Origin of the sequence: Streptomyces violaceoruber (assembly GCF_033406955.1) — a bacterium.
GTDB classification, from domain to species: domain Bacteria; phylum Actinomycetota; class Actinomycetes; order Streptomycetales; family Streptomycetaceae; genus Streptomyces; species Streptomyces violaceoruber.
Genome location: NZ_CP137734.1, coordinates 7,688,049 through 7,702,100, shown reverse-complemented (window position 1 = coordinate 7,702,100; position 14,052 = coordinate 7,688,049). Strand labels below are relative to the sequence as shown.

The 14,052-nt window shown below is 74.8% G+C and carries 14 protein-coding genes; 6 read left to right on the top strand and 8 right to left on the bottom strand.

Features of this window, described 5'->3' with window-relative positions; genetic code table 11:
• Positions 1–18: 18 nt before the first annotated feature.
• Positions 19–924: a LysR family transcriptional regulator gene (locus R2E43_RS34635; protein ID WP_193484548.1), complete on the bottom strand. Its 906-nt coding sequence runs from the start codon at positions 922–924 to the stop codon at positions 19–21.
• A 141-nt stretch (positions 925–1,065) separates the two neighbouring features.
• Between R2E43_RS34635 and R2E43_RS34630 the strand changes: the two genes are divergently transcribed.
• Positions 1,066–1,269, top strand: coding sequence for a hypothetical protein (locus tag R2E43_RS34630; protein ID WP_016325524.1), 204 nt, complete (start codon positions 1,066–1,068; stop codon positions 1,267–1,269).
• Positions 1,270–1,308: 39 nt separating this feature from the next.
• On the opposite strand, the gene R2E43_RS34625 is transcribed toward R2E43_RS34630, so the two are convergent.
• Entirely contained in the window at positions 1,309–2,016 is a 708-nt protein-coding gene (locus tag R2E43_RS34625) for an SDR family NAD(P)-dependent oxidoreductase (RefSeq protein ID WP_011027419.1), read from the bottom strand.
• 101 nt (positions 2,017–2,117) lie between these two features.
• On the opposite strand from R2E43_RS34625, the gene R2E43_RS34620 reads away from it, so the two are divergent.
• Positions 2,118–2,957: a helix-turn-helix transcriptional regulator gene (locus R2E43_RS34620; RefSeq protein WP_011027420.1), complete on the top strand. Its 840-nt coding sequence runs from the start codon at positions 2,118–2,120 to the stop codon at positions 2,955–2,957.
• A 19-nt stretch (positions 2,958–2,976) separates the two neighbouring features.
• Here the strand turns inward: R2E43_RS34620 and R2E43_RS34615 are convergent, their stop codons facing one another.
• On the bottom strand, positions 2,977–3,927 hold the full coding sequence (locus tag R2E43_RS34615) for a TerC family protein (RefSeq protein ID WP_319708462.1): 951 nt from the start codon (positions 3,925–3,927) through the stop codon (positions 2,977–2,979).
• Positions 3,928–4,075: 148 nt separating this feature from the next.
• On the opposite strand from R2E43_RS34615, the gene R2E43_RS34610 reads away from it, so the two are divergent.
• Positions 4,076–5,299 carry a polysaccharide pyruvyl transferase family protein gene (locus tag R2E43_RS34610; RefSeq protein ID WP_332056945.1) on the top strand — a complete coding sequence of 408 codons (1,224 nt, stop codon included), beginning with the start codon at positions 4,076–4,078 and terminating at the stop codon, positions 5,297–5,299.
• A gap of 14 nt (positions 5,300–5,313) precedes the next feature.
• Positions 5,314–6,750 carry an FAD-dependent oxidoreductase gene (locus R2E43_RS34605; RefSeq protein WP_011027423.1) on the top strand — a complete coding sequence of 479 codons (1,437 nt, stop codon included), beginning with the start codon at positions 5,314–5,316 and terminating at the stop codon, positions 6,748–6,750.
• A 7-nt stretch (positions 6,751–6,757) separates the two neighbouring features.
• On the opposite strand, the gene R2E43_RS34600 is transcribed toward R2E43_RS34605, so the two are convergent.
• The 5 genes from R2E43_RS34600 to R2E43_RS34575 all read right to left on the bottom strand — a co-directional run bounded on the left by R2E43_RS34600 (position 6,758) and on the right by R2E43_RS34575 (position 11,524).
• Entirely contained in the window at positions 6,758–7,777 is a 1,020-nt protein-coding gene (locus tag R2E43_RS34600; protein ID WP_003977963.1) for a sigma-70 family RNA polymerase sigma factor, read from the bottom strand.
• 25 nt (positions 7,778–7,802) lie between these two features.
• Positions 7,803–8,057 carry a DUF6343 family protein gene (locus tag R2E43_RS34595; protein ID WP_093455520.1) on the bottom strand — a complete coding sequence of 85 codons (255 nt, stop codon included), beginning with the start codon at positions 8,055–8,057 and terminating at the stop codon, positions 7,803–7,805.
• An 82-nt stretch (positions 8,058–8,139) separates the two neighbouring features.
• Positions 8,140–8,565, bottom strand: coding sequence for a CBS domain-containing protein (locus R2E43_RS34590; protein WP_093455521.1), 426 nt, complete (start codon positions 8,563–8,565; stop codon positions 8,140–8,142).
• A 95-nt stretch (positions 8,566–8,660) separates the two neighbouring features.
• Positions 8,661–9,308 (bottom strand): PPC domain-containing DNA-binding protein, encoded by a 648-nt coding sequence (locus R2E43_RS34585; RefSeq protein ID WP_332056944.1) that lies wholly within the window; start codon positions 9,306–9,308, stop codon positions 8,661–8,663.
• Between the two features lie 233 nt (positions 9,309–9,541).
• Complete coding sequence (locus R2E43_RS34575) at positions 9,542–11,524, bottom strand: AfsR/SARP family transcriptional regulator (RefSeq protein ID WP_332056943.1); 1,983 nt, start codon at positions 11,522–11,524, stop codon at positions 9,542–9,544.
• A 229-nt stretch (positions 11,525–11,753) separates the two neighbouring features.
• On the opposite strand from R2E43_RS34575, the gene R2E43_RS34570 reads away from it, so the two are divergent.
• Positions 11,754–12,632 (top strand): alpha/beta fold hydrolase, encoded by an 879-nt coding sequence (locus tag R2E43_RS34570; RefSeq protein WP_332057145.1) that lies wholly within the window; start codon positions 11,754–11,756, stop codon positions 12,630–12,632.
• An 85-nt stretch (positions 12,633–12,717) separates the two neighbouring features.
• Positions 12,718–14,001 carry an MFS transporter gene (locus R2E43_RS34565; RefSeq protein ID WP_332056942.1) on the top strand — a complete coding sequence of 428 codons (1,284 nt, stop codon included), beginning with the start codon at positions 12,718–12,720 and terminating at the stop codon, positions 13,999–14,001.
• Positions 14,002–14,052 lie beyond the last annotated feature (51 nt).

Below are 14,052 nucleotides of genomic sequence, written 5' to 3'. Positions count from 1 at the left end.
CTCCGGTCCCGCCGTGTGTCAGGCCACCGCCGCGGCGGCCAGCGCGCGCAGCTCCTCCAGCGCGGCCGCGACCGCCGCGCGACGGTGCCCGCCGCTGCGCGTGCAGGTCAGCAGTTTGCGGTGCGGCCGGCCGGCGCAGGGCACGCGGACGATCGGCAGCTCGGGGGTGAGCCGGGCGAGCCGGGGCACCAGCGCGACGCCGAGCCCGTGCGCGACCAGATGGGCCGTGACGTTCCAGTCCACCGCGAGATGGACCACGTCGGGGGTGAACCCGGCGGCACCGCAGGCCGCCACCATGTGCGTCCGGCAGGGACTCTGCGGCAGCGGCGCGACCCAGGCCTCGTGGGCCACGTCGGCGAGGTCGGCCTCCGCCCGTCCGGCCAGCGGATGGTCCACGGGGACCACCAGGTCGAACGGCTCGTCCAGGAGTGGCCGCTGTTCGAAGCGCGTGTCGGCCGAAGGCGGGCTGACCGGGGTCGCCTCCACCACCGCCAGATCGCTCTCCCCCTCGAAGAGCAGGTCGAAGCTCTCCGCCACCTCGACCTCCCGGATCCGCACCGACAGCCGGGGGTGCCGCTCGCGCAGCCGCGCCGCCATCGGGGCCAGCAGGACGGCGACGGCCACCGGGAATCCCGTCACCCGCAGCGGTCCGGCCGGGGACCCCTCCCCCGCCCGCAGATCCTGTTCCGCCTCGTCCCAGCGGGCCTCGATCGCGTCGGCGTGCTCCAGCAGGCTCTCCGCGGCGGCGGTGAGCCGCACCCCGCGCCCCTGCGGCTCCAGCAGGTCGACGCCCAGGTCCCGGGCGAGCTGCCGGATCTGCTGGGAGGCGGCCGAGGTGGTGAAATGCAGGGCGCGGGCCGCCGCGGTGACGGTGCCGTAGTGGGAGACGGCCCGGAGCACGTGCAGCCTGCGCAGATCAATCATGAAGTGCACGCTTCACGGTGGAGTCCGTAAAGTCAACCTGGACGTGAACGGATCCGTGGCCGCACCCTGTCAGTGGCGCCACGGTGGGACCCAGAGCCCACACCGGCATCCCGACGTACCACTGACCCGCGAGGAGTCGCCATGCCCAGCACGACCGGTCTCGTCTGCCCGCACTGCGGGTGGCCCGACGGCGCCGAGCCCTTCCAGGTGCTGTCCGCGCACCCCACCGGAGCGGGCGGCACGCTGTGGACCCGGTGCGCCTGCGGTTCGCTCCAGGCCCGTGTCGTCGACGGCCACGGCACCCGCGTGGTCTCGCGCGGCAGGCCCACCCCCGCCGGCTGCTGAGCGCCTGCGCCGACCGGGCGACTACGGCGCTTACGGCGCCTACCAGGCCAGCGGGCCCGCCGCGTCGAAGTAGCCCCCGGTGGGTCCGTCCGGGCCCAGCCGGGCCATCCGGACGATCACCTCGGCGCCCTCGGCCACGGTCTGCGTACCGGTGTTGCCGTTCAGATCGGTCGCGGTGAAGCCGGGCTCGACCGCGTTGATCCGCATCCCGGGGAACGCCTTCGCGTACTGCACGGTCAGCGCGTTGACCGCGGTCTTGGACGCCGGGTAGGCGAGCCCGGGGTAGCCGTACCCCGGGCTCCGGGGCGAGGTGAGCCCCGTCAGGGAGGCCAGGCCGCTGCTCACGTTGACCACGACGGGCGCGGCGGAGCGGCGCAGCAGCGGCAGGAACGCGTGGGTCACGCGCACCACACCGAAGACGTTGGTCTCGAAGACGGTGCGCAGCAGGTCCGCGGTCGTGCCCTCGGCCCCGGTCACGGAGTTGTGCTCGCCGCGCTGCTCGATGCCGGCGTTGTTGACCAGTACGTCGAGGCCGCCGCCGGCCGTCACGGTCCGCACGGCGGCGGCGACGGAGGCGTCGTCGGTGACGTCGAGGACCAGGGGCCGCGCGCCCAGTTCCTCGGCGGCGCGGCGGCCGCGCTCGGGGTCGCGGGCGGCGGCGTAGACGGTGTGGCCCGCGGCGAGGAGGCGGCGGGCCGTCTCGAAGCCGAGGCCCTTGTTGGCTCCGGTGATCAGTGTGGTGGTCATGGGGAGAGCCTGCGGCGTGCGGGGGCGGGCAGCCAGGCGTCCGGTCTTCCTGGGACCACGGGTACCAGGAAGACCGGACGTCCGCGGTGTTCACTGGGGGCATGACGGCTACGGAGTTCGGGCGGGCGCTGCGGCTGCGCAGGGACCGGGTCTCCCCCGAGGCGGCGGGGCTGCCCGCGGGCGGGCACCGGCGGGCGGCGGGGCTGCGGCGCGAGGAGCTGGCCCTGCTGGCCGGCATCTCCGTCGACTACGTCACCCGCCTCGAACAGGGCCGGGCGGCCAACCCGTCGGCTCAGGTCGTCGAGGCCCTCGTACGGGCACTGCGGCTGCCGGCCGAGGAGCGCGCGCATCTGTTCCGGCTGGCCGGGCTGGCGCCGCCGGGCCCCGAGGCCGTTCCCGCGTACATCCCGCCGAGCGTCCACCGGCTCCTGGACCGGCTGGCCGGCACGCCGGTGGCGGTGTACGACGCGATGTGGACGCTGCTGCTGGCCAACCCGCCCTACGCGGCGTTGATGGGTGATCCGTCCGAGTGGCACGGTCCGGAGCGCAACGGCGTGTGGCGCAACTTCGTCGGGCCGGGCAGCCGGGCCCGGTACACGCCGGGGGAACGCCGGTCCTTCGAGTCGGCACTCGTCGCGGACCTGCGGGCCACCGCCGCCCGCTATCCCGCCGACCGGCGGCTCGGCCGGCTGGTCGCGGAGCTGCGCGCCCGCAGCGAGCGGTTCGCCGAACTGTGGCGGGCGGACGCGGTCGGCCGGCACGAGGCGGCGCGCAAGACCATCGACCATCCGCGGGTGGGGCCCGTCGTGCTGGACTGCGACGTGCTCGGTGTGGCGGGCAGCGATCTGCGGATCATGGTCTACACGGCCGAACCGGACACCGCCGACGCGGAGCGGCTCGCGCTGCTCACGGTCCTGGGCACCCAGGAGCTGGTGGAGTAGCCCGCGTCAGTGGCCACCGTCATGCCCGCTCCCGCCGCCGCGTGGCCCACAGGCTGGTCGCCGTGGTGACCGCGAGGACCAGCACGATGAACCCGAGCGAGAAGGGGATGCCGATCTCGGGCACGTGGACGCCGGACTCGTGCAGGGCGTGCAGCACCAGCTTGACGCCGATGAAGCCGAGGATGACCGACAGACCGTAGGAGAGGTGCACCAGCCTCTTCAGCAGACCGCCGATGAGGAAGTACAGCTGCCTGAGGCCCATCAGGGCGAAGGCGTTGGCCGTGAACACGATGTACGGGTCCTGGGTCAGCCCGTAGATGGCGGGGATGGAGTCCAGGGCGAAGAGGATGTCGGTGAACCCGATGGCGAGCATCACGACCAGCATCGGGGTCATGACCCGCCTGCCGTTCTCCTCCACCCACAGCCGGGTGCCGTGGTAGCGGTCGGCGACGCCGAAGCGGCGCTCGATCGACTTGAGCAGCTTGTTCTCCTCGTACTCCTGCTCGTGCTCGTCCTTGCGGGCGTCCTGGATGAGCTTCCAGGCGGTCCAGATCAGGAAGGCGCCGAAGACGTAGAAGACCCAGGAGAAGGCGGAGATGATCGCCGCGCCGGCCGCGATGAAGGCGGCCCGCAGCACCAGCGCCACCAGGACGCCGATCATCAGCACCCGCTGCTGGTACTGCGAGGGCACCGCGAACTTCGCCATGATCAGGACGAAGACGAAGAGGTTGTCGACGCTCAGCGACTTCTCGGTGAGGTACCCGGCGAAGAACTCCCCGCCCGGCCCGCCGCCGCCGAACACGAGCAGCCCCACGCCGAACAGGCAGGCCAGGACCACCCAGACGGCCGTCCAGATCCCGGCCTCCCGCAGGGACACGTCGTGCGGCTTGCGTCCGACGAAGAAGTCGGCGGCGACGAGGACGCACAGGCCCGCGACGGTCAGCAGCCAGACGCTGAGGGTGACGTTCACCGGTGCTCCTCGTGCGGTACGGATCGCGTACGGACGGTCCTTGATCAGGGTGTTTCCGGGATGCGGCGCAGGCAACCCGGCACGGTGCGCGGCTCCACGCGCCGACAACGGCGCGCGCCGGCCGATTCCGACGTGACGGGAGCCCCCGATGACCCTTCGGCCCTCGCCTCCCCACCCCGACCGCCGGGGCCCGCGCATCGGCGTGCTGGGTTCCTACGGCGGCTTCAACACCGGCGACGAGGCGATCCTGACCTGCGTGCTGGGCTGTCTGCGCGGCCGGCGGCCGGACGCGTACCTCGTCGTGCTGAGCCGGAACGCGGAGCACACCCGCGCCCATCACCCCGACGCCGACGAGGTGGTGGCCTGGGAGGGGGTCAGCCGCAACCACGTCCTCGACGTGCTGCCCGGCCTGGACCTGCTGGTACTGGGCGGCGGCGGCATCCTCTACGACGGTGAGGCGCGGCGCTATCTGCGGCTGGTGCGGGCCGCGCAGACCCGGCACGTGCCCACGTTCGCCTACGCCGTCGGCGCCGGGCCGCTCACGGACCCCGAGGACCGGGACGCGGTGCGCACGGTGCTGGCGGAGATGGCCGACGTCGTCGTACGCGACGAGGAGTCGCGGCTGGTGCTGGAGGAGGTCGGCCTGGAGCGGGAGGTCGCGGTGACCGCCGACCCGGCGCTCCTGCTGGCCCCGGAGCCGTTCACCGAGGCGATGATGCGCGACGAGGGCATCCCGTCCGGCACCCGGCTGGTGGGGATGTCGGTGCGCGAGCCGGGGCGGGCCGCCGAGAAGCTCGACGAGGGCGGCTACCACGCGCTGCTCGCCGACGTCGCGGACTTCCTGGTCCGCCGGCTGGACGCGCGCGTGGTGTTCCTGCCGATGGAGCGGCACGACGTACGGCACGCGCACGCCGTGCTGTCCCACATGACCGCCCCCGACCAGGGCCGCATCCTGCACGGCGACTACAGCCCGGGGCAGGTCCTCGGCTTCATGCGCCATCTCGACGTGGCCGTGGGCATGCGCCTGCATTTCGTGATCTTCGCCGCGCTCACCGGCGTACCGGTGCTGCCGCTGCCGTACTCCGGCAAGGTCTTCGACTTCGCGCGCCGGCTGGGCGCCCCGGCGCTGGTGGGGGTGGCGCGGGAGCAGGCCGGGCTGCTGCTGGCGGAGGTGGACCGGCTGTGGGACGAGTACCCGCGGCGCCGGGACGACCTGCGGGGCCGGATGGGCGAACTGTCCGCGTCCGCGCGGGAGACCTGCGAGCGGTGCGGGGCCCTGCTCGACGAGATCGCTGCCGCACGCGGGCCGGGCGGCACCCCCGCGGCGGGTGCGGGCCCCTGCCGCGCCGAGCCGCGGCCGCTGAACGCCTGACCGGAGGGTGAGCGATGCCGATCCTGGAAGAGCCCCACGAGTCCCGCACCATCACCCTGCCGCCCCGCCCGGCCCGGCTCGGGGGCCGCTGCGACGTCCTGGTGGTGGGCGGCGGCCCCGCCGGCTTCGCGGCCGCGGTCGGCGCGGCCGACGCCGGGGCCGACACCGTGCTGGTGGAGCGGTACGGCTTCCTCGGCGGCAACGCGACCGCGGCGCTGGTGATGCCGCTGATGTCGTTCCACAACGAGCACAAGCAGGCCGCCTTCACCGAGGCCGGGGACACCTCGCGGCTGCTGCCCACCGACCACGGCGAGGGCGAGCCGGTGGTCGCGGGCGTCCTGTGGCAGCTGCTCGACCGGCTGACGGGCCGCGGCGGCTGTCTGCCGCCCTCCCCGAAGACCGGGTACACGGTCCCCTTCGATCCGGAGCTGTTCAAGTTCTGTCTGCTGGAGATGGCGGACGAGTCGGGGGTCCGGATGCTGTTCCACTCCTTCGCCTCCGGCGCGCTGCCGTTGGACGACGGCCCGGGCTGGCGGGTGGTCTTCGAGACCAAGTCGGGGCCGGTGGTGATCGACGCCGGGGTCGTCGTGGACGGCACGGGCGACGGCGACGTGGCGGCGGCCTGCGGGGCGCCGTACGAGGTCGGGCGGCCGGAGGACGGGCTGGTGCAGCCCATGACGCTGATGTTCCGCGTCGCCGACTTCGCCCGGCCGGACTTCGCCGCGTACGTGCGCGAGCACCCGGACCAGTGGCGGGGCGTGCACGGACTGTGGGACCTGATCGAGGAGGCCAGGAAGAACGGCGAACTGCGGCTGCCGCGCGAGGACATCCTCTTCTTCGCGACCCCGCACCCGCACGAGGTCGCCGTCAACAGCACGCGGGTGAACCGGGTCCTCGGCACCAGCGTCTGGGACCTCACTCGCGCCGAGTACACGGCCCGGCACCAACTGGCGGAGATCGACCGCTTCCTGCGTACCCGCGTGCCGGGCTTCGAGGAGTCGTACGTGGTGCAGAGCGGCACGCACGTCGGCGTCCGGGAGAGCCGGCGGGTGGTCGGCGACCACCGGCTGACCGGTCACGACATCCTGGCGGCGCGCACCTTCCCGGACGTGATCGCGCACGGCGCCTACCCGGTCGACATCCACAACCCGCGCGGCTCCGGCACCGTCCTCAAGCGGGTGCCGCGGGGCAGTTTCTACGACATCCCGCTGCGCTGCCTGCTGCCCCGGGACACCGACCGGCTGCTGGTGGCGGGGCGGTGCATCTCCGGGACGCACGTGGCGCACTCGTCGTACCGGGTGATGCCCATCGCCATGGCCACCGGTCACGCGGCCGGGGTGTGCGCGGCGCTGACCGTACGGCACGGCAGCGGGCCGCGCGGTCTGCCCTACCGGCTGGTGCAGCGGGAACTGCTCCGGCAGGGGGCGAGGCTGCGGACGGAGCCGCACTAGCTCCCGGTCAGCTCGCCCAGTCCAGCAGGCGTTCCCGGTTCTCGGGGGCGCGCAGGTGGGCGAGGGACTCCTTCTCCAGCTGGCGGACGCGTTCGCGGGTGAGGCCCACGTGCTGGGCGACCTGTTGCAGGGTGCGGGGGCGGCCGTCGTGCAGCCCGTAGCGCAGGCTGAGGATCAGGGACTCGCGAGGTGCGAGGGTGCCGACGGCCTCCCGCAACTCCGCCGCGAGCGCCTGGAACTCGGCGACCTCGGGGGCGCGCAGCACCTCGGTGTCGGGGATGAGGTCGCCGACGACGGTGTCGCCGGTCTCGTCCACGGGGGTGTCCAGGCTGACCGCGTCCCGGCCCACCCTGCGCAGCCAGACGACCTTGTCCACGTCGATGCCGCTCTCGGCGGCGACCTCCTCGGTGGTCGGCTCCCGGTCCAGGCCCGCGCGGAGCTTGCGTTCGACCTTGGCCAGCTTCTGGAGCTGCTCCACGACGTGGACCGGCAGCCGTACGGTGCGGGCGTGGGTGGCCAGGCCCCGTTCGATGGCCTGGCGGATCCACCAGGTGGCGTACGTGGAGAACTTGAAGCCCTTGGTGTGGTCGAACTTCTCCACGGCCCGGATCAGTCCGAGGTTGCCCTCCTGGATGACGTCGAGGAGCGGCAGTCCGCGGTGGGCGTGGCGCTTGGCCATCGACACCACGAGCCGCAGGTTGGCCCGCACCATGTGGTCCTTGGCCTCCTGGCCGTCGTGGACGGTCTCCTCCAGCGTGCGGCGCCGCCGGGGCGTGGGGGCGGGCTCGCCGGTGTCGGCCGTCTCCAGTTCCTCCCTGGCCCGGACTCCCGCCTCGATACGGGTGGCGAGCCGTACCTCGTCCTCGGCGGTCAGCAGGGGGGTGGCCCCGATCTGGGTCAGGTACTGGCCGAGCAGGTCGGGTTCCTCGTCGGGTTCGGGGATGCGGGTGCGCAGCCGCGCGGTGCGGGTGGTGGCGCGGCGGTCGTCCCGGGTGCGTGCCGTCGGTGTGCGTGCCGTGGGCGCCATGTCGTTTCCTCCGTCCGCTTCCGGATCACGGGCTTCCGGACCCGTGTCCGCTTCTCAGCCGGCGGACCACCACCAGCAGGTCGGCGGCCGCCAGCAGGGTGAGCGCCGCGCACACCACGGCGACGACCACGAGCATGCCGCGGCCGGGGCTGTCGCCGGGGGCGGTGTCCGCGGCCCACACGCCGAAGAACACGGCGCCCGCGAGGAACAGCGGCGGGAAGACCGCCGACAGCAGCAGTCTCAGCCGCAGGGCGCTCCGTGCGTGGATCGGTTCGCTCATGACGGCTCGCTCACGACGGTTCGCTCATGACGGTTCGCTCATGACGTGCCTCCCCGCGGTCGGGGGTGCCGGTGGCCGTGTGTCAGTGGCCGGGTGCGGCCCGGCTGATGTCCGCGAGCGCGGAGTGCGGGTCGTCGGTGGCGGCGAGGTCGCCCAGGGTGACCACGCCGACCGGGACACCGCCGTGCTCGACGACCGGGAGCCGGCGCACGGCGTGGCGGGCCATCAGCTCGGCCGCGCGGTCGGTGGTGTCGTCGGGTTCGAGGGTGACGACCGGCGGGGGCGTGCACACCGCGCCGACCGTGGTGGCCTCGGGGTCCCGTCCGGCGGCGACGCCGCGCAGCACGATGTCGCGGTCGGTGAGGACGCCGAACAGGTCGCAGTCGTAGGTCACCAGGACGTCGCCGACGTCCTCCTCGCGCATCAGCCGGGCCGCCCGGGCCACCGTCGTCATGGGCTCGACGGCCACCGCGGCCGGTGACATCACGTCTCGGATGCGCCGTGTCATTTCACGCCTCCCGGGGTCGGTACGTGTCGGTACGGGACTGCCTGCGGGCCGCGTAGCCCGCACCCGGGCCGGTAAACCGCTCCGCGACGCCGGGCTCAGCCGGGGTCGATCAGGGCCAGGCCGATGTCCGGACGGTGGATCTTGGCCAGCTCCGCCGGGCTGTCCCGGACGACGACCTCCAGCGTCGGCCAGACCCGGCCGGACAGCAGGTGGCCGCCGCGGGTGGAACCGTCGGACAGGCCCAGTACGGCGTGCAGGTGCGGGGTGGGTCCGTCGTCGGCGACGGCGATGTCCCCGATGAGGGACAGCACCTCGCACTGCTCCCGCACCGGGATGTGCCGGTAGTCCTTGGCCTGCCGGTCGAACCAGCCGACGACCGCCTGGGAGAAGGCGCCCACGGCGGTCACCTGGGAGGCCCCCAGGGACCGCTCGCGAGCGAAGGCGGTCAGCTCGGCGACCGCGTCCTCACCCTGGTCGAGCACCACCACGTACACCGCGGACGGACCCTCCTGGACCTGCTGCCACTTCATGGCCCGGCGGGTACCCGGCGCGGGCCGGGGCAACCCCGGTGGGCGTCCCGGCCCGGGGCCCGGAGCGAGGACCGCCTCCAGGGCCCGTGCGGGCCCGATGAGCGTCGCCGCCGGGGACAGCGGGCGACGCTCGTCATGGCGCACGCTCGGCATCGGCACCGGCAGGCCCGCCACCGGCAGGCCCGCCACCGCCCGGCCGCCCCCGTCGCGCACGGGGCCGCGAGGGCATCCCGCCGATGTGGCGCGACCGCCGGTGGCAGACGCCCGACCGGGACCCGATCGGAACGTGGGTGCACGGCCGGATCGCCCTGCCCGGCGACGCCGCGCACCCGCCGCCGCCGTACATGGCGCAGGGCGCGCGCGATCACGCCGATCGAGTCACGCCGGTCCGGCCGGCCCCGGCACACCTGTGACGACCAGGACCCCGCCGGGTCGCTCTGCCGCCGTCACGCCTCCAGGGCCCGGCGGATCGCGCCGAGCCAGCCGTCGACCGGACCGAAGGTGAGCAGCCCGCTGCCCGCGCCCGCGAGTTCACCGGACGCGGGCAGCAGCCTGTCGTGGGTCCGCCGCAGCGCCGGGCGGTCGTCGAGGGCGAGGGCGAGCGCGGCCTCGGCGCAGCACAGCGCCTCGTAGAGGAGGTCGGGCGGCGGTTCGGCCAGGGCCCGCAGGGCGTTTCGGGCCTCGGTGCCGCGGCCCTCGGCCAGCAGGGCGAAGGGCTCGGCCCAGGGACGGTACGGTCCCCAGTCCGCTCCCGGGTCCACCTCCGCGGGCCGGCCGTGGGCCAGGCGCAGGCCGAGCAGGGCGAGGTGCAGGAGCCCGCGTTCCAGGCCGGGCATCCCCGCGCCGTCGAGCCGGGCGGCGGCCGACCGGTAGGCGGCCTCGGCGCTGTCGTGGGAACCGGCGGACGGGCCGGCGGTGGCGGCCCGGCGCAGGGCCAGGTACCAGGCGGTGAAGACGGCCACGAGGGGCCGTTCGTGCCGTTCGGCGAGGCGGTCCACGGTCGTCGCGTGCTCGTCGGCGGCCGTGAAGTCGGCGCGCGCCGAGCGGGCCTGGAGCCGGATCAGATGGCCGAGCACCTCGTAGTTGACCAGGCCGTGCCGGGCGCCGAGGGCGATGAGTTCGGCGCCGATGGTGTCCCGGCGCGGCGCCAGTCCGGCTCGGGTGCAGGACTGCATGAAGACGCCGTTGAGGGCGAACGCGAGCAGGGCGGGGTCGTCCAGGCGGCGGGCGATGCCCTCGGCCTCGGCGGCGGCCCGCGGCCCTCGCGGGGAACGCACGCCCCGCGACTCCAGGGCGACCGTGGCCAGCAGACGGCAGCGTGCCGCCTCGGTGGCGGGACCCTCGGGCAGGGCGCCGAGGGTGCGCTCGGCGGCGTCGACGAGGCGCCGCGCCAGGGCGGGGTCGTCGCTGCGGGTCCAGTTGGCGGGGACGTCGTAGGCACCGATCACCCGGGCGGTCAGTTCCGCGTCGCCCGTCTCCTCCGCCGCCTGGACCGCCGTCATCCGGTGCTCCCGGGCGGCCTCCAGGCCACCGCCGCCGGTGACCGCGAGGCTTCGCAGCAGGCCGACGGTGGATTCCAGGCGGGCCCGGGAGCCGGCGGCGACCGTGCGGTCGTACGCCTCGGTCGCGCGGGCCCACAGCCGGGCCGCCGGGTCGGCCGGTTCGCCGGGCGGGTCCAGGTCCGGGTCCTGGGCGAGGATGCCGGCCTCCAGGCGGCGCAGCCGCGGGCCCGGGTCGATGCCGAGCCGCCCGGCCAGCAGGGCGCGGGCCCGGCGCAGCACGGCGAGGGCGTCCGCCTGCCGTCCGGTCCGGTACAGGGCGAGCGCGAGCAGCCGCCAGGACTCCTCGCGCCAGGGGTGCTCGGTGAGGTGCGCGTCCAGGTCGGGGACGGCCTCGGCGGCGCGCCCGAGTTCCACGAGCAGCTCCGCGCGCCGCTCGACGGCGCGCAGCCGCAGCTCGGTGAGCCGGGAGCGTTCGCCGCGGGCCCAGTCCGCCGCGCCGAACCCGGCGTAGGCGGGTCCCCGCCACTCCCCCAGCGCCGCCCGCAGCCGCTCGGGGGCCTGAGCGGCCGGCAGCCGGTCCGCCTCGGCGACGGCGGCCTCGAAGCGCCACGCGTCCACGGTGTCCGGCGCCGCGCGCAGGGCGTAGCCCGGTCCCTCGGTGACCAGCAGCCGGGCGGGGGCGCGCGGCGGCCGGTCGGGTTCCAGGGCGCGGCGCAGGTCGCCGACGAAGGTGCGCACCGCTCCGACGGCCCGCGGCGGCGGGGCGTCCCACAGGTCCTCGACCAGGCGGGCGACGGGGACGACCCGCCGCCGGGCCAGGATCAGCCGGGCGAGCACGGCGTGGTGCCGGGGGCCCTTGAGGGCGAGGGCGTGGGAGCCGCGCCGGGCGGTGACCGCTCCGAGCACACCGAACGTGACCGCTTCCATGTCCGTGTTCCGTCCGCTCCGATCCGCCACCGCGTGTGCGATCACCACGGTACGCGTGCGGGCCGGTACCCGGTCGGTCGTCGGCCGGCTGCCGGTCGGTCGCCGGTCGGTCGCCGGCCGGCTGCTGATCCGTTGCTGATTGGGGCGCGGCAGCCTCGAAGGCGTCACCAGGACGTGTGACACGAGCAGGAACAGAGAGGCGCTGACCACCATGACCACCCAGACCACCGTGGAACCGGCCATCCCCGGCTTCACCCACGAACGCGTGACGGTCGCCGACGGCGTCGGCCTGCACGTGGCCGTCGGCGGCACGGGCAGCCCGGTCGTGCTGCTGCACGGCTTTCCCCAGACCCATCTGATGTGGCGGCACGTCGCCGCCGACCTGGCGGCCGACCACACGGTCATCTGCCCCGACCTGCGCGGATACGGCGCCAGCGACAAGCCCGCCGACCCGGACGGCACCGCGTACGCCAAGCGGGCCATGGCCGCCGACGTGGTCGCCCTGGCCCGGGAGCTGGGGCACGAGCGGTTCGCGCTGGCCGGTCACGACCGGGGCGCGCTGGTCGCGGTGCGCGCCGGGCTCGACCACCCCGACGCGGTGACGCACCTGGCCGCGCTGGACGGGCTGCCGACGCTGGACATGTGGGACGTCCTGCACGGCACGACGGCGGCGGTCGGCTTCCACCTGTATCTGATGGCGCAGCCGCCGGGGCTGCCGGAGCAGCTGATCGGCGCCGCGCCGGACGCGTTCTTCGGTCACTTCCTCGACGTCTGGACCCGGGACCCGGACGCCCTGCCCGCCGACGTCCGCGCCGCCTACCTGAAGGCGTCCCGCGAGGCGGTGCCGTCCATCGTGGCCGACTACCGGGCCTCGGCCGGCGTCGACGTGGACCACGACCGGGCGGACCGGGAGAACGGCAACCGGCTCCGGATGCCGGTGACCGTGCTCCAGCAGGACTGGGGCACCGCTCTCGGCTACGACGCCGCCGCGCTGTGGCGGGCGTGGGCCCCGGACCTGCGGCACGAAACCGTCGGGTGCGGGCACTTCATGGCCGAGGAGGCGCCGGACGAGGTCGCCGGGGCACTGCGCGAGCTGCTCACCCGGTAGCACCCGCCTCGGAGCGTGTGCACAACGGTCGGTTGTACGTGCCGCCCGGCCGGTTGTTTGATCCGCCCGGCCCCGGCTCGCTTGGATGTCGGGCGTGACGGAGTCGGGTGTGGTCGAGTCGGACGTGGTGGGCGGCAGATCGTTGGGGCGGGGGTTCGGATGGCTGTGGGGTGCGTACACGGTCAGCACGTTCGGCACGCGGCTGGCCTTCGACGCCTTTCCGTTGATCGCGGTCATGGTGCTGGACGCCGGTCCGGCACGGGTGGCGGCGCTCTCGGCGGCCGGCCTCGCGGTGGGTGCGGTGGTGGCCGTGCCGCTCGGGCCGTGGGTGGAGTTCCGGCGCAAGCGGCCGGTGATGATCGCGACGGACCTGCTGCGGTGCGCGGTACTGCTGAGCGTGCCGCTCGCGTACGCCCTCGGCCGGCTCGGCTTCGCCCAGCTGCTGGTCGTGTCGGTCGTCGTCGCCGCGGCCGACATCACCTTCAGGGCCGCGGCCGGTTCCTGTCTCAAGGCGCTGGTGCGAGGGCCGGACCTGCTGCGGGCCAACGGCCGGTTCGAGGCGACGACCTGGACCGCGGCCATGCTCGGACCGCCGGTCGGCGGGGCCGCGATCGGGCTCTTCGGCCCGGTGGTGACGGTGGCGGCCGACGCGGTCAGCTATCTCCTCTCGGCGCTGGGCATTCGCGCGATCGGGGGCGGGGAGCCGCACCCGCGGCGCGCGGCGGCGAGCCGGCTGCGCGCCGGTGACCTGCTGGACGGCTGGCGGTACGTGCTCGCCTCACCGGCCCTGCGTCCGCTGTTCCTCAACATGGTCCTGGTCAACGGTCTGATCATGGCGACGGCACCGCTGCTGGCCGTGCTCATGCTGGGCGACCTGGGGTTCGCCCCCTGGCAGTACGCGCTCGCCTTCGCGGTGCCGTGCCTCGGCGGGCTGGTCGGCTCGCGCATGGCCGGACCGCTCGTGGCCCGCTTCGGGGAGCACCGGGTGCTGGTGACCAGCGGCGTGCTGCGCGTGTGCTGGCCCGTGGGGCTGGCCTTCGTCGGTCCGGGGACCGGGGGGCTGATCCTGGTGATGGCCGTCGAGTTCGGACTGATCGCGTCCGTGGGCGTGTACAACCCGGTGTACGCCACCCGTCGGCTGGAGCTGACGCCCGCGGACCGGGTGGCGCGCACGCTGTCGGCCTGGACGGTCAGCGGGAAGCTGACGACCGCCGCGCTGACCGCGCTGTGGGGACTGCTGGCCGGCCTGACCGGGACGCGTACGGCCGTCGCGCTCGCGGGCGTGCTGCTCCTGACGACCCCACTGCTGCTGCCGCGACAGCCCCACACGTCCGCTCCCTCCCCGTCCCGGCCCGCCGCTGACGGCTGAGGTCCCCCGGTCGCGCCCACGCCGCCGCCGCCGCGGCCCAGGCCGGGCAAG